Below are 16,932 nucleotides of genomic sequence, written 5' to 3'. Positions count from 1 at the left end.
TCACTCGAGCTGCGGATGGACGCGGACAGCGGCGTGCGGCGCACCGTGCTGCCCGGCGGATTGCGGGTGGTCACCGAGCATCTCCCCGGGGTGCGCTCGGCGTCCGTCGGCGTCTGGGTGGGCGTCGGGTCGCGCGATGAAGGGCCGACCGTCGCGGGGGCCGCGCACTTCCTGGAGCATCTGCTATTCAAGGCGACGCCGACGCGGTCGGCCCTGGACATCGCCGAGGCGATGGACGCGGTCGGCGGTGAACTGAACGCGTTCACCGCGAAGGAGCAGACCTGCTACTACGCACACGTCCTGGACGACGACCTGCCCTTGGCGGTCGACATGGTCTCCGACGTGGTGCTCAACGGCTTGTGCCGGGCTTCGGACGTGGATGTGGAGCGGCAGGTGGTGCTCGAGGAGATCGCCATGCGCGACGACGATCCCGAGGACCTGGTCGGTGACTCCTTCCTGGCCGCGCTGTTCGGCGACCATCCGATCGGGCGTCCGGTGATCGGCTCGATCGAATCCATCGAGGGGATGCGGGCCGCGCAGCTGCGGTCGTTCCATCTGCGGCGCTACCGGCCGGACCGGATGGTGGTCGCGGTCGCCGGCAACGTGGAGCACGACCACACCGTGGAATTGGTGCATCGCGCGTTCGAGAACCGGCTCGACCCCGCGGCGGCGCCCGCCCGGCGGCGCGAGGGCCGGTTCCGGCCGCATGGCAGCCCGCAGCTGCACTGGAGCCATCGCGACAGCGAGCAGGCGCATCTCGCGTTCGGCGTGCGCGCCTTCGGGCGGCACGAAGGTGACCGGCGCTGGCCGCTGTCGGTGTTGAACACCGTGGTCGGCGGCGGGCTGAGTTCCCGTCTGTTCCAGCGCATCCGGGAGGAGCGCGGGCTGGCCTATTCGGTGTATTCCAGCGTGGACACCTTCGCCGACACCGGGGCGTTCTCGGTCTACATCGGCTGCCAGCCGGAGAACCTCGGGCAGGTGGCGGCACTGGCCCGCGGCGTGCTGGAGGAAGTGGCCGCCGACGGCATCAGCGACGCCGAGTGCGCCCGCGCCAAGGGCTCGTTGCGCGGTGGGCTGGTGCTCGGTCTGGAGGACTCGGCCTCGCGCATGAACCGGCTGGGGCGCAGCGAACTCAGCTACGGCAACCATCGCAGTGTGTCGGAGACCTTGGCTCGCATCGACGCCGTCACGACCGACGAAGTATCGGCCGTCGCACGGACGCTGCTGGCACGGCCGTTCGCGGCGTCGGTCGCCGGACCGTACAAGCGCACCCGCGATCTGCCCGCCGCCGTCCGCCGGCTGGTGCCGAGCTGATCTCGACGCGGGCGCCGGGTTGCGGCTTGGCGGTGCATCCGTTGCCGCGATACTGTTTCGGCCGCCCGGCCGTCGGTCTTCGCCGGAGGGCGCTGAACTCGATTGTCCGGGTGTCGGATCCGGCGATCTCTGGCAAGGAGTCGAGATGAACCGAACGAGTCGTGTCCTTCGCGTGCTTTGCGCGGTTTCGCTGCCCGTCGTCGCGCTGGCCGGGTGCGGCGGAACGGACGCGGGCAAGCCGGGTGAGCCGACCGCGGCCGCGCTGCGCGCGGACGCCACGAAGATGAACGACGCGCTGGCGAACCACGACTACGCGGCCGCGTATCAATTCCGTTCCGCGCGTTGCAGGCTCACGCTCAACGAGGACGACTTCGCGGCGTCCATGGCGCAGCTCTACGACGGCAGGGACCTGAAGTCCAAGCCATCGGAGATCACCGTCACCACCTCCGGATCGACCGGAACGGTCACGGTCAAGAATTTCGACGCTCGCGCGTCCGAGGACGACGCGAAGCCGAAGACCTGGACGTTCGTCGACGGGCAGTGGCGCTTCGACGCCTGCTGATCTCAGACCCGCTCGGCCGGATCAATCCCGGCGAGCGCGGTTGGCCGCCGCTACGATCGTCGGCACCAGCCCGGGCAGGGCGGACTCGAGATCGTCGCTGCGCAGGCGCTGACAGGTGTGGCCGTCGATGACCAAGCGCTCGATCACACCCGCGTCGCGCAGGATCTTGAAGTGGTGGGTGGCGGTCGACTTGTTGATCACCTCGTAGAGCGCGCCGCAGCGGACCGCCGTTCCCGCGTTGCTGAGCCGGCGCACCATCTCCAGGCGCACCGGGTCCTGCAGCGCGCTGAGCACCGCGGGCAGCGCGGCCACCGGGGGCGTCTGCTGGTCCGCGTCTGGGACATCGGCCATGATCTGGCTCACTTCCAGGTTTGATGATAGTCGTACCGGATGTATCGTCGATTGCTGTTCGATCATCATCAAACTTACCTGATCGGAGTTCCGATGGCAGCGACGATGGCGGTGGCCGTCGAGGAGCAGACCACACAGCGCTGGGCCTACGCCTTGGTACTGGCGGCGAGCGGTGTGGCGCTGGGGGTTTCGGGCGTGCCCGCGCCGCTCTACGGCATCTATCAGAAGCAGTGGCACCTCTCGCCGCTCACCACGACCATCGTGTTCGCGGTCTACGCGGTGGCCGCCCTCGCGGCGGTGCTGGTGTCCGGGCGGATCTCCGACGTGGTCGGCCGCAAGCCGGTGCTGCTCGGCGCCTTCGCGACGATGGTCGCCGGGTTGCTGGTGTTCGTCCTCGCCGACAGCGTGCCCATGCTGTTGCTGGCGCGTGCGCTGCACGGCGTCGCGGTCGGCTCGACCGTGGTCGCGGGCGCGGCGGCGCTGCTGGATCTGCGTCCGCACCGCGGCGCGCGGTCCGGCCAGCTCAGCGGTGTCGCCTTCAATGTGGGGATGGCGGTGGCGATCCTGGGCTCGGCGTTGCTGGCGCAGTACGCGCCGCATCCGTTGCGCACGCCGTATGTCGTGATCACCGTCGTCTGCCTCGCGATCGGGGGCGGCGTGCTCGCTCTGCGCGAACCGCATTCGGCCCGGGTGGCCGGACGCATCCGGATCGCGAAACCGGCTGTGCCGCCGGAGATTCGGGGCGACTTCTGGTTCTCGGCGATCGGCGTGATGGCGGCCTGGTCGGTGCTGGGCGTGCTGCTGTCGCTGTACCCCTCGCTGGCCACGCAGCAGACCGGCATCCACAACCTGGTCTTCGGCGGCGCCGTCGTCGCGTCGACCGCGCTCTCCGGCGCGACCGCGCAGCTGTTCGCGACCGGCGTGCCCGCCCGGCGGGCCGCGATCCTCGGCGACACCGGCATGGCGCTGTCGCTGGTGCTGACGGTGCCCGCGCTGGCGACACACAACTGGGTCGCGGTGCTCGCCGCGGGCGTCGCGCTGGGTGCGACCTTCGGCCTGGGTTTCGGCGGATCGCTGCGTCACCTGTCGGAGGTCGTGCCGCAACACAAGCGCGGCGAGACCATGTCGGCGTACTACTTGCTCGCGTACTCGGCCATGGCCCTGCCCACCATCCTGGCCGGTTGGGCCGCCACCACCTGGGGTCTGAGCGCGGTGTTCCCGTGGTTCGTCGGTGTCGTCGCCGTCGCCTGCCTGATCGCGGCCGGTCTCGGCCTGCGCCGCGACCGGTCGGCGGTCGGGCGGGCATGAGCGGCGATTGGCTTTTTGCCACGGGTGTCCGCTAATGTTCTGTGTCGCATCACGGTCACCGCGATGCGAATGCGGATGTAGCGCAGCTGGTAGCGCATCACCTTGCCAAGGTGAGGGTCGCGGGTTCGAATCCCGTCATCCGCTCCACGAAATCATCCAGCCGCACGGCAAGGGTCACGCTGGACGGTCCTTCTCACACAAGAGTTTTGGTGTCGCCGCGGCAATCCTTCCCGTCACTCGGCATGAACCTTTCTGCGGTGGGCGGTACTGCACATCGCGGATCGCCGCACACCGATGTGCACCGTGAGGCGCCGGTCAGCGGTCCTCGAGCAGGTCATCGATGTCGCGGCGGACGTCGTCCGCCCGCACACCCGCGACGAATGAGACGTCGTGCGGGCAGCGGGGGAGTTCCTCGTCGGTGCAGTCGCGGTGGCAGACCGGGCAGGCCGTGGTCCACGACATCAGCACGCGGTCACGGGCGCGGCCGAGCGGTCCGGCGTTGATCACATTGCCGATCCAGAAGATACCCACGGTCGGCGTACCGAACGCCCTGGCCAGATGACGGGGCCCGCTGTCGTTGCCGACGAAGATCGCACTGCGGGCCAGGATGCCGCACAGCGTGGGCAGCGGCGCGCCGATCAGCGTGCGGACCCGCCGGTTGTGTGCGCCGATGCGCGAGCGGAGGTCCTCGACGAGCTCGCGATCGGGCTCCGAGCCCAGGAGGACGACACCCATGCGCCGGTCCAGACAGTGGGCGGCGACCTCGGCGAAGCGCTCCGGAGGCCACCGGCGGCGGGGATCTCTGGCTCCCGGATGAACGGCCGCGATCGGCTCGCACAGGCCGCGTAGTGCCAGGTCGGCGGCGGACCGATCCGCCTGCGTCGACTCGAGGCGCGGCTCGAGCAGTACGGGCGCCGCGCCGGCCAGACCGACCACCTCGAGCGCACGCAATGTCTCGTGCTGGTAGTAGCGGAACGGCAGCACACGGGACAGGGGAGCCGCCCCTTCGGCGCGTGAACCCACCGTCCACCGTGGCCGCAGGCTGGTCAGGAATGGATTCGACCACGCGCCTCCGCCGTGCAGCTGTACACCCAGATCGATCGGTCCCAGCCGGTAATCGACCGCGTCCCCGGCGTTGCCCTGCTCGGAGACGACCACCACCTCGTCGACGGGGCCCGGCCGGTCGCGGAGGAGTTCGGCGTGGTCGGCGGAACCGAGCAGGACGATGCGGGCGCCGGGATACGTCGCGGCCAGGGCGTGGATCGCGGGTAGGGCGAACAGCAGATCACCGAGACCACCGCCGCGCAGTACCGCGATGCGCCGCACATCGGGAAAGACCTCGCCGAGCGGGCCGAGCGCCGGACGGGATGGGACAGGTTCCGCGCGGGCGATCGCGCCGCTCGCCTGTGCCATGCGACCTCCTGCGGGATGATCCGACGGCCCGGAACGAATGTCGTCGTTCTACCCGGGGACCGACGGCGCAAACCGCACCGCATGCGCGATCGAGTGTTTCGGCACGGTCGGTTCGGGCATGTCCGCACGTGCGGGCTTCACCGTGAGGCCCTGATCGGTTACTGCGCGTTCGATCCAGTCGTCCTCGACGAACGGAGCAAGCAGTGCAGATCACCATGGTGTCCCAGCTCGCGGGCCTGCCGATCGGGCGCGGTGGTGTCGCCGCCGGTGCAGGAGATCTCCACGTCGTGGCGCTGACAGCGGCTGTCGAGTACGACGTCACGCGGTACGACGGGCCGGCTATCGAGCGCGAAGTGACGATCGGCACGAGGTCGTCTTCGAACCCGCCTGTGATGCCGCGCGACGACGCGATCGGCATCGAACCCGACGCCGAGAGCGATCCGAGGCTCGCGCACGGGCCGTGCCCGGCGCCGGAGCCGCTGTGATGGCGGCGGGCGACCCGCTCGTCGTGATCGGCGATGCGCTGCTCGACATCGACGTCGACGGCCGCGCCGACCGGTGCAGTCCGGACACGGCGGCTCCCGTGGTCGACGTCGCGCACCGGACGCTGCGCCCCGGTGGCGCGGGATTGGCGGCCAGGCTCGCCGCGGCAGAGGAGCGGGAGGTCGTGCTGATCGCGGGCTTCGCCGCCGACGATGCGGCGGCCAGGCTGCGCGGGCTGCTGGACCCGCATGTGCGGGTCATCGCCCTTCCCGTCCGCGGTTCGACGGTCTGCAAGCAGCGAGTGCGGGCGATCGGCCCGTGGGCCGCCTCCAGCGGCCGTACCAGGGCCCGGCACCCGAGGCGGCCCGTCCTGATCACCAGAGTCGACTCGGGCACCGGGCGGGTCGGGACCGATCTGCTTCCCGACGAGGCGGTCGGAGTGCTGGCGGCGGCGCGCGCCGTCCTGGTCTCGGATTACGGTGGCGGCGCCGCGGCGCACCCGCAGATCCGTGGGCTGCTGCGCGCCAACGCCGACCACGTTCCGATCGTCTGGGATCCCCATCCGCGCGGACCCGTACCGGTCCCCGGTGCGGCGCTGGTCACACCCAATCGCGCGGAAGCGCTCACCCTGCTGTCCGGGCGTCTGGACGACGGACCGGATCTGTGGAAGCTCGCCAAAGGGTGGGCCGTCGGGGCGATCGCGGTGACCCTCGGAACGGAAGGGGCGCTGGTGTGCCTGCGAGCGTCGGGCAAACGCCTGCGCATCCCGCTACCGTCCGTGGCCAGGGCGCCGGATGGCAGTGACACCTGCGGTGCGGGCGACAGTTTCGCCGTCGCCGCGGCAGCCCGCTTGGCCGAGGGCCGAGGACCGGAGAGCGCGGTGCGCCGTGCGGTGCTCGCGGCAGCCGAGTTCGTCGGGTCGGGCGCCGCCGCCGCGTTCTCGGAGACGGAACCGGTCACAGCGCCGGGAGCGTCTGCCCCGTGGGACCCGCTGTGGATCTGATCCGCGCTCGGGCACTGAGCCTGCCGAGCTCGAGTCCCGGCGGCTCGGCGTGACCGTGGTGCTGCGGGGAGATCTGCGTGTGACGATGTTCGCCGGTAGCGCGCCGGCTCGTGCGTCCGCAGTTGTCGGCGGCCTCGAAGTCCTTGTGTGCCAGGTGATCACCGCCAAACCGTGAAACTCGGTCCTGCCTCGGTTTTCCGGCGGTAACCGAGCCTCCTCCTGCCCGAGTCCGTCGCGGATGACATACTGGTCGCAGGTCACCGGCTGCCGCCACCATGTGCGCGTGTGCCGGCCGTTGAGTCAACAGCGGATTCTCGGCCGGTCGCGCCCGTGTCCGCGGGATCCTGTCGAAGGGACGGGGCCCGGGTGGCGTCGCGGCCGCAAACCCCCTGTACCTCGGAGAGGTATTGCATCATGACTCAACACATGCAACCCCGCGTGTCCGACGTGACCACCGACAGTCCCGGATCGTCGGACCAGCCCGCGGTGGGAAGCTTCCGGTTCTGGTTCGCCACCCGTCGCTGGGAGTGGTCGCCCGAGGTCTATCGCATGCACGGCTATCGGCCCGGTGAGATCGAGCCCACCACGGAGTTGTTGCTCGCGCACAAGCACCCCGACGACCGCATGCACGTCGCCGAGATCATCGAGCGCGCCATCGACCGCGGGGATACCTTTTCGAGCAGGCATCGGTTCATCGACCTGTCCGGACAGGAACACACCGTGCTCGTCGTCGCCGACCGGATCCTGGACGACACCGGCACCGCCGTCGGTACGTCCGGCTTCTACGTCGACCTCTCCGACACCATCGCCGAAGCGCACCAGGCCATGCTCGCCGCCACCCTGCCCGGCCTCTACGAGAACCGCGCGGTGATCGAGCAGGCGAAGGGAGTGCTCATGCGGATCTATCAGATCAGCGCCGATCAGGCGTTCCAGGTGCTGCGCTGGCGGTCCCAGGAAACCAACACCAAACTGCGTGCGCTCGCCCAGCAACTGATCGCCGAACTTCCGCTCGTGCCGCCGCCGCCCGTGGATCTGGTCGCCGCGTTCGACCACATCCTGCTCACCGTCCACCACCGCATACCCCGCGACTGACCATCGCGGCCCCGGAATCGAGAGCACCGGCACGGTGCAGGGAGTTCGTATTCCGGACCGATGCCGCGGGCGACTTCGTCTATCGCACTGACATCGTCGAAAACGACTGACAGGCTCGAAGTTGCGGTCCTGTGCCCACCACCCGACCGCCGGAGGTGTGCGCATGAGCTGTCAGAACGGCGTGGAAGGCATCCGGACCACCGACGGTCTGTTGCTCGTCACGCACGGTGAGCTGGACGCGGCGACCGTCGACGAGTGGTTCATCGCGCTCACTGAAATCGCCGAGAAGCATTGCGGCGCAACGGCGGAGACCACTTCGATCGTCATCGATCCGTGCCGGGTGCGTTTCCTTTCCCAGGCCTGCCGACATCTCGCCGACACCAACTGTCCCGAAAACGCACCCGAGCACCGATGGCCGTCCGAAATACGAACGAGGCCATCCACGAACGCTTGACACAGCCGTCGGGCGGTATTCCAGCGATCGTCACGTTGTGCCCTATGGCGAGCGCGACGACGCTGGAGAAGGCGAAACGAGGAGCTCATGTCACTGGCGACCACGAACCACAGGACCGCCACTCCCCGCCGGACGCGGCGCGGAACCGACAGCTACGACGGCATAGAACCGTGGCTGGAGAAGTTGTCCGCGATGGAGGACGACAACCCCGAACGCGCCCGCTTGCGCGAAGACATCCTCCGCCGCTGCCTCCCGTTGGCCGAGCACATCGCCCGTCGCTTCGTCGGCCGCGGTGAGAACTACGACGATCTGTACCAGATCGCCGCCGTGGGATTGGTGCTCGCGGTCGATCGCTTCGATCCGGGGCGGGGGCCGTCGTTCCTTTCTTTCGCGGTTCCCACGATCATGGGCGAGGTGCGGCGCCATTTCCGCGACCACAGCTGGGCGGTGCGGGTGCCGCGCCGGATCAAGGAGATCCAGTTGACCATCGGCCCGGCCGTGGAGCGGCTGTCGCAGCGATTGGAACGGATGCCGACCGCCGTCGAGATCGCCGTGGAATTGAACCTCGACCTGACGGAAGTCACGCAGGCGCTGCTGGCGGGCAACGCCTACTCCACGAATTCGATCGACGCGGTCGTCGAGGACGACGACAGCGGCAGCGCCTCGGTTCGGGTCGCGGAAACCTTCGGCGACGAGGATCCGTCCTACGAGCTGACCGACGAGGCCCTCGCGGTCGCACCGTTGCTGGCCGAGCTTCCCGAGCGCGAGCGGCGCGTGCTGCACATGCGATTCTTCGAGGGTCGCACGCAAGCGCAGATCGCTGCGGTGCTCGGCGTGTCACAGATGCACATCTCCCGGGTCCTGGCGCGAACCCTGGCCGATCTTCGGCAGCGCGCTATGCGGGACTGACGGCGGAGCGCCTCGAACTCATGCGTTGAGAGTCGTATGGGGAGCTCGGCCGTACGCGTCGCGGTACGCGTTCGCGAATCGTCCCGGATGGGCGAAGCCCCAAGCCGCGGCGATCGAGGTGACGGTGTGCCCGGCGTCGGGCGTACAGTCGCGCAGTTGTTCGTGCGCCCCGCGCAGGCGAAGCCGCCGCAGATACGCCATGGGCGTGGTGTCGAGATGGCGACGGAACGCCAGTTGCAGCGCACGAACGGTGACATAGGACGCCGCGGCGATGTCGGCGACGCTGATGTCGTCGCGAACGCTCGACTCGAGGTACGCCAACGCGCGCCGCACGGTGTCGGGATGGGCGTCGTTGCGGTCGCTCGCCGTCGGATCGGTGCGCGCCGTGCTCGGGAGGGCGTGCAACACGCTGGCGGCCAGGTACTGCGTAGCCGTGGAGACGATCAGCGGTTGCTCGCACGCCACGCGATCGGCGGCGAGACCACGCAGGTGCTCCAGCACGTTGGACAGGTGCCGCCCCGCGGCGGCGGAGACGGGCCGATGACCGGTCAGCCGGACCGGTTCCAGGTCGTGGTCGGGGGCCGAGGCCGCGACCTGGGTCAGCAGGGCCGGGTCGAACATCGTGATGCTGTACCGGGCGTGATGGATGACCCCGGAATACGGCAGGTCGGGTGGGGTGAGCAACCCGACCTCGCCCGGCTGGAAGAAGTCGGTGCTGCCGTCGGAGTAGTTCTCTTCGATCGACCCCGAGTCCACCTCGCACAGGCAGATCTTGCCCAGCGGCTCGGCGTCGTACTGCATGTCGAAGGTCAACGCCAGATGGTCCAAGCTGATCGGACCGAGAATCTTCCGGGTGATGTCCGTCCGCACCGGTACACCGGTGCTGTTGCCGATCCGCATCCTCGTGTAGTTGAGATTGAGGAAGTCCTCGGTGTCGCCCAAACTGTCGCTGTGGAAGGCCAATGACTTCATTGCTGCGACGCTCCTGCTTTTCGAATAGGGCATCCCGCCCAGCAGTCGTAGGGAATGTGTCGAGCTGCTTCGCTCGACGTACGGACTGATCACGACCGTGTCGTATCAGGCAGGTGGGCGCGGTTGATACCACGTGGCGGGGCAAGGGTCGGAATCCCGGAGACACCGCGAGGACGAATACCCGTTCCGGCTGCTTTTCAACCGTGGGACTTGCCTTCACTCTACCGCCGCGCTGCGAGGACATCGAGGCGAGTCCAGCGGCGGCCGTCGATCGTGCGTGCCTCGCCGTGTTTCGTCCGCACCCGAGCGGCCACCCTGATCACGAGGGGCGCTGCGGCGCTCTTCCGCTGGAATCCGACAAGGGAGGTCCTATGGTCTCGCAGGACACGATCGCTCAATTGCGCCAGGACATCACCACCGCCTCGGACGCGGGCGACGAGGCGAATGCCGAACGCCTGCGCCGAGAGCTCGCCGAAGCGCTACGGGAAGCCGACAAGAGCGGCGACACCCAGCAGCGGTGACGGATCGGCGGCGGGCCTGCGGCGCGAGGTGCCGTCGGCCAGCCGCCGATCATCCTGCGCTCTCCCGGTTCTCCAGCCCGACGGCGTCGGTGAGTTCGCGGCGGTGACGCAGCAGTTCGGGATGCTCGGCACTCATCTCGCGCATCAGATCGGCCAGACCGTCGGCGATGGCGTTGAGCTTCTGCTGGACGGCGGCGTCGGAGCGGCTCTGGGTGTTCTGTAGCAAGGCGACGAGCAGGAACGTGATGATCGTCGTGGCAGTGTTGATGACCAGTTGCCAGGTGTCGACGCTCGGCAGGAGGAAGATCGTCGGCGCCCACACCAGGACCAGGATCACGCAGAACACGAAGAATCCCGCCTTCGAGGCCAGTGCGCTGGCCGCTGTCGCGAAGCGGTCGAACACCGACAATTTCCCTCTGACATCCGACGGCATGGTCGCGGGCCTTCCGGCGACCGTGTCTCCAGCGTGCTGAGCCATACGAGTCCTCTCGAAAATGCCCGATCCAGACGGATTTCGGTTACCGCGACCGGCCCCGCTCAAACGCGGCGATCGATCCGGTGGGGTCACAGACGCGCTGGTGCTGCTTCCGCCGTTGCCCTCGTTGATCATTCGTCGGGCTCGTCGCGCGGCGGCAGGTAGGGCTCGGCCTCCTCGGGGTGGCCGCTGGCGATGTTGCGCGCCCGCGCGAGCTCGGCATCGAGTTCCGCGCCCAGCAGGACCGCGATATTCGAGATCCACAGCCACACGAGGAAGACGACGACGCCGCCCAGGGAGCCGTAGACCTGGTTGTAGGAACCGAAATGGCCGACGTAGAAGGAGAATCCCCAGGACGCGCCCGCCCAGACCAGGACGGCCAGCGCACTACCCGGAGTCAGCCAGCGGAATCCCGGCTGCCGCACGTTGGGCGCCGCCCAGTACAGCAGCGCGAAGACCAGACCGATCAGTGCCATCATCACCGGCCACTTGACGACGCCCCAAGCCGTGATCGTGGCGTGCCCGAGCCCGAGCCACCGGCCGAGCTGTTCGGCCAGCGATCCGCTGACGACGACCCCGACGGTGCAGACACCCAGCAGGACCACCACCGCCGCGGTCAGGGCGACTCGCACCGGGACGGTCTTCCAGACCGGCCGCCCCTCCTCGATGTCGTAGATGGCATTGGTCGCGCGCATGAAGGCGCCGATGTAGGCGGACGCGGTCCACAGCGCCGACGCCAACCCGACCAACGCCAGTGGTCCGGCCGGGGTTTGCGCTTCCTCGATGTTGTTCACCGCGTCGACGAGCAGATCGGTGCCGCTGCCCGGCGCGATCTCGCGCATGGTGTCCACCAGCGCCCTGGTGTCGTCGCGTCCCAGCATGCCCAATCCGGCGGTCAACACGATCAACCCCGGAAACAATGACAGCACACTGTAGTACGTCAGTGCCGCCGCCCAGTCGGTGAGATTGTCCCTTTGGAACTCGCCGATCGACCGCACGACCACGCCCCACCACGACCGCCACGACAGATCCGCCGGACCCCGCAGCCGGTGCCGCGCCGCGAACCTCTTCTGCCTCTCTTGCGCCACCCGCACACCTCCCGCTGGCGCGCGGATACCCGGCGTGCGGGCCACGAAACGGCTTCGGAGCCAGAGAGTTCGGCGATGCCTGCGCCGTCGGTGAATGCTGGGCACAGTGCTCGGAGGTGGGAAAATCCGTTGTTCCCCGCACCACGAAACCGTAACGTCACTTCGGTTTGCCCACCGATCGACCGAAGGAGACACTTCGTGGAACCCGTCACCGAACGCGACATCAGGTCGTCGTTCGTCAACTGTTCGAAAGGCGATGCCAAACGGCTGCCGGTGCCCAAGGACCTGGACGAACGGCCCTGGGCGGACCTCGACTTCCTGGGCTGGAGCGATCCGTCCCTGCCCGGGCGCGGCTACCTGGTCGTCCCGCAGGACGACCGCTTGGTGGGTGTGGCACTGCGCTACGCCACCGGCGGCACCGGCCGGGCGCAGATGTGCACCATCTGCCTGACCACCCACACCGGCGGCGGCGTCTCGCTGATGACCGCGCACAAGGCCGGCGAATCCGGGCGCAGGGGTAACTCGGTGGGCACCTACATGTGCACCGACCTCGCCTGCTCGCTGTACGCGCGCAACAAGAAGCGCCCCGCGCTCGGGAGCAGGTATCGCGAGGATCTCACGCCGGAAGAGAAGGTCGAGCGCGTGCGCGACAACCTGAACACGTTCCTGGCGAAGCTCTACGCCTGATCGCGTTCGCCCATCCACCGGCAGCCGGTGCGCTGCCCGCCAGAACGGAGGTAGATGCCATGTGCCGACATTCGACAACCACGCGATCGAGCCACCCCGAGTCGCCTACACTGCGGCTGAACTCGGGGTGGCCGTGATTCCTCGCCGGTCGAGTCGGCCCGGATCGGCCGGGCCGTCCCGTCCGGTGAGGAATCGCGGCGCCGGACACCCGGGCGCTTCAGCCCGTCGCGTTCCCACCGGTCCACCGGCACCGACCTCCTCGAGTCCACGTCGTCTCGGACCGTCGAAGCAGAGATTGTCCGCCACGCCGGGACACCGCCGCACCGCGCGCATCCCGGTGCGGGGAATGGTCAGGCCGGTGCGGCGTCGGTTTCGTGCACGGTCAGCCAGCGGACGCCGCCGGGCTCCTCGGTGGTCAGCACGGCCGTCACCCGACGTCTCGTGACGTTGCCCGCCGCTCGGTGCGTCTCCAGGAACCGGATCACCGCGATGCCGCCGGACCACGTGAGTTCTTCGATCTCGGAGACGTCGATGGTCATGCCTGGCAAAGCGTTTCGCGCGCCGCGCACCCCCGCGAGCAACGCGCCGCGCCCCAGTACTTCGCCACCGGTCGTCACCATGCTGAACCGCTCGTGCTGCGCCGCCGCGAACCGTTCGAACACCTCGGCAGGAGCCTCCGACCCGAACCACGTCGCGAGGTCGGCATGCAACCGCTCGACCACAGCGACCAGATCCACACCCATGCGTGGCATCGTACGCAGGCCGCACATGTCGGGTCGGGCAGCGACGACCGTCCGATGTGCCCGAACCACCGCGCGCGGTAGCGTCGGCGGCATGAAGATTCGTGGAGCGGTTCTGGAGCAGATCGCGGCACCGGCGCCGTTCGCCGAGTCGGCGCCGATCACCGTGTGCGATCTGGAGCTGCGCGAGCCGGGGCCGGGAGAACTGCTGGTCCGGATCGAGGCGGCGGGGATCTGCCATTCGGACCTGTCGGTGGTGGACGGCAACCGGGTCCGGCCGGTGCCCATGCTGCTCGGCCACGAGGCCGCGGGCCGGGTGGAAGCGGTCGGTCCGGGGGACGGTGACATCGCCGTCGGGCAGCGCGTGGTCATGACGTTCCTGCCGCGATGCGGCGAGTGCGCGGGGTGCGCGACCGACGGGCGCACGCCCTGCGTGCCCGGCAGTGTGGCCAACAACGCGGGCGAGTTGCTCAACGGTGGTCGGCGGTTGTCCCGTGCCGGCGCCGAGGTGCACCACCACCTGGGTGTGTCGGCTTTCGCGACGCACGCGGTGGTGGATCGCAGGTCGGTGGTGCCGGTCGAGGACGACGTGCCCGCCGAGGTCGCCGCCGTCCTCGGTTGCGCCGTGCTGACCGGCGGTGGCGCCCTGTTGAACTCGGCGCGGCCGGGCGCCGGTGACCGGGTGATGGTCGTCGGCCTCGGCGGCGTCGGTATGGCCGCGGTGCTGGTCGCGGTGTCGCTCGCCGCCGAGGGACACGAGGTGATCGCGGTCGACACCGTGCCGGAGAAGCTGGCGCTCGCCCGGGAGTTGGGCGCGCACGCGGCGTACACCCCGGCCGAGGTCGCCGAACTCGGTGTGCAGGCCGAGGTGGTGGTCGAGGCAGCGGGCAACGTCCGCGCCTTCGAGACCGCCGTCGCAGCGACCGCCGCGGGCGGCACGACCGTCACGGTCGGACTGCCCGCTCCCGATGCTCGCGCCAGTATCTCGCCGCTTGCCCTGGTCGCCCAGGGGCGTTCCATCGTCGGCAGCTACCTCGGTTCGGCGGTCCCGGCGCGGGACATTCCCGAGTACGTCCGCATGTGGCGGGCGGGACGTCTGCCGGTGGAGCGGCTCGTCTCGGCGCGTGTCGGGCTCGACGAGATCAACCGGGCCATGGACGAACTCGCCGCCGGTCACGCCTTGCGCCAGGTCATCGTCTTCGACTGACCCGTTCCGCCGCCGAACGTCCGGCGCGGGCCGCTCAGTCCGCGCGGCGGTCCATGCGGTCGACGAATCGCTCCAGCAGGCGGGCGAACTCGGCGCGCTCGGCGGGAGTCCAGTCCGCCATGGCGGCGGCCATGGCCGCGCGCCTGCCCGCTCTGGCCTCGGCCACCGCCTGGTTTCCCGCGGGGGTCAGACGTAGGACCGAACGCCGTCCGTCGCGCTGGTCGGCGACGCGCTCCAGCAGCCCGGAGGACACCGCCTGGGCGGCCAGGCGACTGGCCCTCGGCTGATCCACGCCGAGTGCGGGAGCGAGTGCGCCGACCGTGTCGGCCGCGCCGTCGGCCACGGCGTCCAGTGCGCGGAACACCGCGATGGGAATCGCGCCGTCGCTCAGCGCCCCACGCGTCTGCCTGCGCCGGATCCGCACCATCGCCGCTTCGACGGCAGCGGTGATCGCATCGTGCTCGTCCATTCGCCCACTTTGCCATGCCCGAAAATTACATGTAAGAATACATGTAATTGTTCTTAGACATGCATAAGGAGTGGTGATGGCCATTCAGCGCGGCATCGGGTACTGGCTGGTGGAGCTCGATCGACTGATCAACCAGCGCTTCGACGAAGATCTCGCCTCGGGCGGGTTCAGTCGCAGGCGCTGGCAGGTGACGCATTCGCTGGCCGACGGCCCACAGCGCGCCGACGACGTCCGAGACGCACTCGACACCTTCTGGGACGACGACTCCGAATGGCCTGCCGAGCTGGCCGGACTGCTCGCCGATGGACTGGTCTGCGACGACGCGGGCGTGCTGTCGCTGACCGAGCGTGGCCGCCGTACCCACGACGAGGCCTTCGTCCGGATCGCCCGGCGCAGAAGGCAATTGGCGGAGGGGATCAGCGATGAGCAGTTCGCCGAAACCGTGCGCATCCTGCAACGGATGGTCGCGAATCTCGCGGGTGCGTGAATTCGGAGGAAGAGGCGGCTGCCTCGCCTTCGCTCGGCCCATTAGGCTGAACCTCGACCGGAAGCGGAACGAGGAGGTGCGGTGGCCATTCGGGTCGGAGTGCTCGGAGCGCGTGGCAAAGTCGGACAGGCGATCTGCGCGGCGGTGACGGCGGCGGACGATCTGGAACTGGTCGCCGCCGTCGACAAGGACGATCCACTCGATCGGTTCGCCGCGGCGGATACCCAGGTGGTCGTCGACTTCACCCACCCGGACGTGGTGATGGGGAATCTGAAGTTCCTGGTGGAGCACGGCATCCACGCCGTGGTCGGCACCACCGGTTTCGACGAGGCGCGGTTGGCGGAGGTGCGGAGCTGGCTGTCGGGTCGTCCCGAGGTCGGCGTGCTGATCGCGCCGAACTTCGCCATCGGCGCGGTGCTGTCCATGCGTTTCGCCGAGCAGGCCGCCCGGTTCTTCGAATCGGTGGAGGTCATCGAGCTGCACCACCCCAACAAGGCGGACGCGCCGTCGGGCACCGCCTACCGCACCGCCGGACTCATCGCCGCCGCTCGGGACAAAGCGGGCCTGAACCGCAGCCCCGACGCGACGACGACCGAGCTGGAGGGTGCGCGCGGCGCCGACGTGGACGGGGTGCGGGTGCACTCGGTGCGGCTCGCCGGTCTGGTCGCCCACCAAGAGGTGCTGTTCGGCACGCAGGGGGAGACGCTCACCATTCGGCATGACTCGATCGACCGCTCCTCGTTCGCCCCCGGTGTGCTGCTCGGCGTGCGTGAGATCGCGAACCGCCCCGGTCTCACCGTCGGACTCGACCCGTTCCTGGACCTGTGAGCCGGCGGTCTGCGCCGCACCCGGTCGTGCCGGACCGCAGTGGAGCGCGACCGTGAGCGGCCCTGAACCTGCCGAGCGGAAGGGCAGCGCGGAGATCGTCAGGGTGGTCGCGCCGATCGCCGTGCTCGTCCTGGTGCTCGGCTTCTATTTCCTGCTGCTCGGCCGGATCGCGTTCAGCCTGATCGGTTCCGGGGAGGTGGCGGCGATCGTGATCGGCGTGGGCGTGCTGATCCTGCCCCTGCTGGGCGTCTGGATCGTCGTGGCCACGGTGCGCGCGGCCCTGGCGCATCAGCACTTGGCGCGGCGCATCCACGACGAGGGCCTCGAACTCGACACCTCCGCGTTAGCGCGCCTGCCGTCCGGCCGTATCGAACGCGCGGCGGCGGACGAGCTGTTCGCGACGGTCAAGGCGGAGTGGGAGGCCGACCCGGACAACTGGCGCGTCTCCTACCGCCTGGCGCGCGCCTACGACTACGCGGGCGACCGCACCAGAGCCCGCGAGACCATGCGCCGCGCGGTCGCGCTGGAACGGCACGAGCGCGGCACCGCCTGACGCTCGCGCGGGCCGA

General features: G+C 69.3%; 21 protein-coding genes and 1 tRNA gene. 15 read left to right on the top strand and 7 right to left on the bottom strand.

Annotated elements, in window-relative coordinates:
* Nucleotides 1-15: 15 nt before the first annotated feature.
* The gene (locus ON21_RS18115) at nucleotides 16-1,314 is read left to right on the top strand and encodes a M16 family metallopeptidase (protein ID WP_051020919.1); all 1,299 of its coding nucleotides are present in this window, start codon (nucleotides 16-18) and stop codon (nucleotides 1,312-1,314) included.
* 145 nt (nucleotides 1,315-1,459) lie between these two features.
* Entirely contained in the window at nucleotides 1,460-1,876 is a 417-nt protein-coding gene (locus ON21_RS18110; protein WP_157170871.1) for a hypothetical protein, read from the top strand.
* A gap of 21 nt (nucleotides 1,877-1,897) precedes the next feature.
* Here the strand turns inward: ON21_RS18110 and ON21_RS18105 are convergent, their stop codons facing one another.
* Nucleotides 1,898-2,227 (bottom strand): ArsR/SmtB family transcription factor, encoded by a 330-nt coding sequence (locus ON21_RS18105; protein ID WP_051020926.1) that lies wholly within the window; start codon nucleotides 2,225-2,227, stop codon nucleotides 1,898-1,900.
* 39 nt (nucleotides 2,228-2,266) lie between these two features.
* On the opposite strand from ON21_RS18105, the gene ON21_RS18100 reads away from it, so the two are divergent.
* Both ON21_RS18100 and ON21_RS18095 read left to right on the top strand, forming a co-directional pair.
* Complete coding sequence (locus ON21_RS18100) at nucleotides 2,267-3,535, top strand: MFS transporter (protein WP_157170870.1); 1,269 nt, start codon at nucleotides 2,267-2,269, stop codon at nucleotides 3,533-3,535.
* Nucleotides 3,536-3,606: 71 nt separating this feature from the next.
* A tRNA-Gly gene (locus ON21_RS18095) sits at nucleotides 3,607-3,682 on the top strand.
* Nucleotides 3,683-3,850: 168 nt separating this feature from the next.
* On the opposite strand, the gene ON21_RS18090 is transcribed toward ON21_RS18095, so the two are convergent.
* Nucleotides 3,851-4,948 carry a glycosyltransferase family 9 protein gene (locus ON21_RS18090; RefSeq protein ID WP_051020918.1) on the bottom strand — a complete coding sequence of 366 codons (1,098 nt, stop codon included), beginning with the start codon at nucleotides 4,946-4,948 and terminating at the stop codon, nucleotides 3,851-3,853.
* 203 nt (nucleotides 4,949-5,151) lie between these two features.
* Between ON21_RS18090 and ON21_RS18085 the strand changes: the two genes are divergently transcribed.
* The 5 genes from ON21_RS18085 (at nucleotide 5,152) to ON21_RS18065 (ending at nucleotide 8,889) form a co-directional block, all read left to right on the top strand.
* Complete coding sequence (locus tag ON21_RS18085) at nucleotides 5,152-5,433, top strand: hypothetical protein (protein WP_039799346.1); 282 nt, start codon at nucleotides 5,152-5,154, stop codon at nucleotides 5,431-5,433.
* Nucleotides 5,433-6,434 (top strand): PfkB family carbohydrate kinase, encoded by a 1,002-nt coding sequence (locus tag ON21_RS18080; protein ID WP_157170869.1) that lies wholly within the window; start codon nucleotides 5,433-5,435, stop codon nucleotides 6,432-6,434. The genes ON21_RS18085 and ON21_RS18080 overlap by 1 nt, the downstream gene beginning before the upstream one ends.
* A 414-nt stretch (nucleotides 6,435-6,848) precedes the next feature.
* Nucleotides 6,849-7,526, top strand: a complete 678-nt coding sequence (locus ON21_RS18075) for a PAS and ANTAR domain-containing protein (RefSeq protein ID WP_245562645.1) — start codon at nucleotides 6,849-6,851, stop codon at nucleotides 7,524-7,526.
* Between the two features lie 163 nt (nucleotides 7,527-7,689).
* Nucleotides 7,690-7,980 carry a hypothetical protein gene (locus tag ON21_RS18070; RefSeq protein WP_039799344.1) on the top strand — a complete coding sequence of 97 codons (291 nt, stop codon included), beginning with the start codon at nucleotides 7,690-7,692 and terminating at the stop codon, nucleotides 7,978-7,980.
* Nucleotides 7,981-8,067: 87 nt separating this feature from the next.
* Nucleotides 8,068-8,889 (top strand): RNA polymerase sigma factor SigF, encoded by an 822-nt coding sequence (locus ON21_RS18065; RefSeq protein WP_051020916.1) that lies wholly within the window; start codon nucleotides 8,068-8,070, stop codon nucleotides 8,887-8,889.
* A gap of 18 nt (nucleotides 8,890-8,907) precedes the next feature.
* Here the strand turns inward: ON21_RS18065 and ON21_RS18060 are convergent, their stop codons facing one another.
* Complete coding sequence (locus ON21_RS18060) at nucleotides 8,908-9,861, bottom strand: helix-turn-helix transcriptional regulator (protein WP_039799342.1); 954 nt, start codon at nucleotides 9,859-9,861, stop codon at nucleotides 8,908-8,910.
* Between the two features lie 371 nt (nucleotides 9,862-10,232).
* On the opposite strand from ON21_RS18060, the gene ON21_RS38490 reads away from it, so the two are divergent.
* Nucleotides 10,233-10,382, top strand: coding sequence for a hypothetical protein (locus ON21_RS38490; protein WP_157170868.1), 150 nt, complete (start codon nucleotides 10,233-10,235; stop codon nucleotides 10,380-10,382).
* 49 nt (nucleotides 10,383-10,431) lie between these two features.
* On the opposite strand, the gene ON21_RS18055 is transcribed toward ON21_RS38490, so the two are convergent.
* Complete coding sequence (locus tag ON21_RS18055) at nucleotides 10,432-10,815, bottom strand: low affinity iron permease family protein (RefSeq protein ID WP_039799377.1); 384 nt, start codon at nucleotides 10,813-10,815, stop codon at nucleotides 10,432-10,434.
* Nucleotides 10,816-10,988: 173 nt separating this feature from the next.
* Entirely contained in the window at nucleotides 10,989-11,945 is a 957-nt protein-coding gene (locus ON21_RS18050; RefSeq protein ID WP_086006442.1) for a YihY/virulence factor BrkB family protein, read from the bottom strand.
* Nucleotides 11,946-12,143: 198 nt separating this feature from the next.
* Between ON21_RS18050 and ON21_RS18045 the strand changes: the two genes are divergently transcribed.
* Nucleotides 12,144-12,632: an FBP domain-containing protein gene (locus ON21_RS18045; protein WP_039799341.1), complete on the top strand. Its 489-nt coding sequence runs from the start codon at nucleotides 12,144-12,146 to the stop codon at nucleotides 12,630-12,632.
* 350 nt (nucleotides 12,633-12,982) lie between these two features.
* Here ON21_RS18045 and ON21_RS18040 read toward each other — a convergent pair whose 3' ends face one another.
* The gene (locus ON21_RS18040; RefSeq protein WP_039799374.1) at nucleotides 12,983-13,375 is read right to left on the bottom strand and encodes a DUF4440 domain-containing protein; all 393 of its coding nucleotides are present in this window, start codon (nucleotides 13,373-13,375) and stop codon (nucleotides 12,983-12,985) included.
* 91 nt (nucleotides 13,376-13,466) lie between these two features.
* Here ON21_RS18040 and ON21_RS18035 point away from each other — a divergent pair, with 91 nt between their 5' ends.
* The gene (locus ON21_RS18035) at nucleotides 13,467-14,579 is read left to right on the top strand and encodes an alcohol dehydrogenase catalytic domain-containing protein (protein ID WP_039799340.1); all 1,113 of its coding nucleotides are present in this window, start codon (nucleotides 13,467-13,469) and stop codon (nucleotides 14,577-14,579) included.
* 34 nt (nucleotides 14,580-14,613) lie between these two features.
* On the opposite strand, the gene ON21_RS18030 is transcribed toward ON21_RS18035, so the two are convergent.
* The gene (locus ON21_RS18030; protein WP_039799338.1) at nucleotides 14,614-15,048 is read right to left on the bottom strand and encodes a MarR family winged helix-turn-helix transcriptional regulator; all 435 of its coding nucleotides are present in this window, start codon (nucleotides 15,046-15,048) and stop codon (nucleotides 14,614-14,616) included.
* 76 nt (nucleotides 15,049-15,124) lie between these two features.
* On the opposite strand from ON21_RS18030, the gene ON21_RS18025 reads away from it, so the two are divergent.
* The 3 genes from ON21_RS18025 to ON21_RS18015 all read left to right on the top strand — a co-directional run bounded on the left by ON21_RS18025 (nucleotide 15,125) and on the right by ON21_RS18015 (nucleotide 16,916).
* Complete coding sequence (locus ON21_RS18025) at nucleotides 15,125-15,535, top strand: winged helix DNA-binding protein (protein WP_039799372.1); 411 nt, start codon at nucleotides 15,125-15,127, stop codon at nucleotides 15,533-15,535.
* Nucleotides 15,536-15,616: 81 nt separating this feature from the next.
* Nucleotides 15,617-16,363 (top strand): 4-hydroxy-tetrahydrodipicolinate reductase, encoded by a 747-nt coding sequence (gene dapB / locus ON21_RS18020; protein ID WP_039799337.1) that lies wholly within the window; start codon nucleotides 15,617-15,619, stop codon nucleotides 16,361-16,363.
* 52 nt (nucleotides 16,364-16,415) lie between these two features.
* A complete protein-coding gene (locus tag ON21_RS18015) occupies nucleotides 16,416-16,916 on the top strand; it encodes a hypothetical protein (RefSeq protein ID WP_083880703.1) in 501 nt (166 codons plus the stop codon).
* Nucleotides 16,917-16,932 lie beyond the last annotated feature (16 nt).

It is taken from the genome of Nocardia araoensis NBRC 100135 (assembly GCF_000308435.1).
Taxonomy (GTDB): Bacteria; Actinomycetota; Actinomycetes; order Mycobacteriales; family Mycobacteriaceae; genus Nocardia; species Nocardia araoensis.
The sequence above is the reverse complement of the archived record's forward strand: the minus strand, read 5'-3'. Positions and strand labels throughout refer to the sequence as shown.

Bases quoted from the DNA above. Each gene is read 5' to 3' on its own strand.
- ON21_RS18115 (WP_051020919.1), top strand. From the start codon at position 16: ATGGACGCGGACAGCGGCGTGCGGCGCACCGTGCTGCCCGGCGGATTG.
- ON21_RS18110 (WP_157170871.1), top strand. From the start codon at position 1,460: ATGAACCGAACGAGTCGTGTCCTTCGCGTGCTTTGCGCGGTTTCGCTG.
- ON21_RS18105 (WP_051020926.1), bottom strand. From the start codon at position 2,227: ATGGCCGATGTCCCAGACGCGGACCAGCAGACGCCCCCGGTGGCCGCG.
- ON21_RS18100 (WP_157170870.1), top strand. From the start codon at position 2,267: ATGTATCGTCGATTGCTGTTCGATCATCATCAAACTTACCTGATCGGA.
- ON21_RS18090 (WP_051020918.1), bottom strand. From the start codon at position 4,948: ATGGCACAGGCGAGCGGCGCGATCGCCCGCGCGGAACCTGTCCCATCC.
- ON21_RS18080 (WP_157170869.1), top strand. From the start codon at position 5,433: ATGGCGGCGGGCGACCCGCTCGTCGTGATCGGCGATGCGCTGCTCGAC.
- ON21_RS18075 (WP_245562645.1), top strand. From the start codon at position 6,849: ATGACTCAACACATGCAACCCCGCGTGTCCGACGTGACCACCGACAGT.
- ON21_RS18070 (WP_039799344.1), top strand. From the start codon at position 7,690: ATGAGCTGTCAGAACGGCGTGGAAGGCATCCGGACCACCGACGGTCTG.
- ON21_RS18065 (WP_051020916.1), top strand. From the start codon at position 8,068: ATGTCACTGGCGACCACGAACCACAGGACCGCCACTCCCCGCCGGACG.
- ON21_RS18060 (WP_039799342.1), bottom strand. From the start codon at position 9,861: ATGAAGTCATTGGCCTTCCACAGCGACAGTTTGGGCGACACCGAGGAC.
- ON21_RS38490 (WP_157170868.1), top strand. From the start codon at position 10,233: ATGGTCTCGCAGGACACGATCGCTCAATTGCGCCAGGACATCACCACC.
- ON21_RS18055 (WP_039799377.1), bottom strand. From the start codon at position 10,815: ATGCCGTCGGATGTCAGAGGGAAATTGTCGGTGTTCGACCGCTTCGCG.
- ON21_RS18040 (WP_039799374.1), bottom strand. From the start codon at position 13,375: ATGGGTGTGGATCTGGTCGCTGTGGTCGAGCGGTTGCATGCCGACCTC.
- ON21_RS18035 (WP_039799340.1), top strand. From the start codon at position 13,467: ATGAAGATTCGTGGAGCGGTTCTGGAGCAGATCGCGGCACCGGCGCCG.
- ON21_RS18030 (WP_039799338.1), bottom strand. From the start codon at position 15,048: ATGGACGAGCACGATGCGATCACCGCTGCCGTCGAAGCGGCGATGGTG.
- ON21_RS18025 (WP_039799372.1), top strand. From the start codon at position 15,125: ATGGCCATTCAGCGCGGCATCGGGTACTGGCTGGTGGAGCTCGATCGA.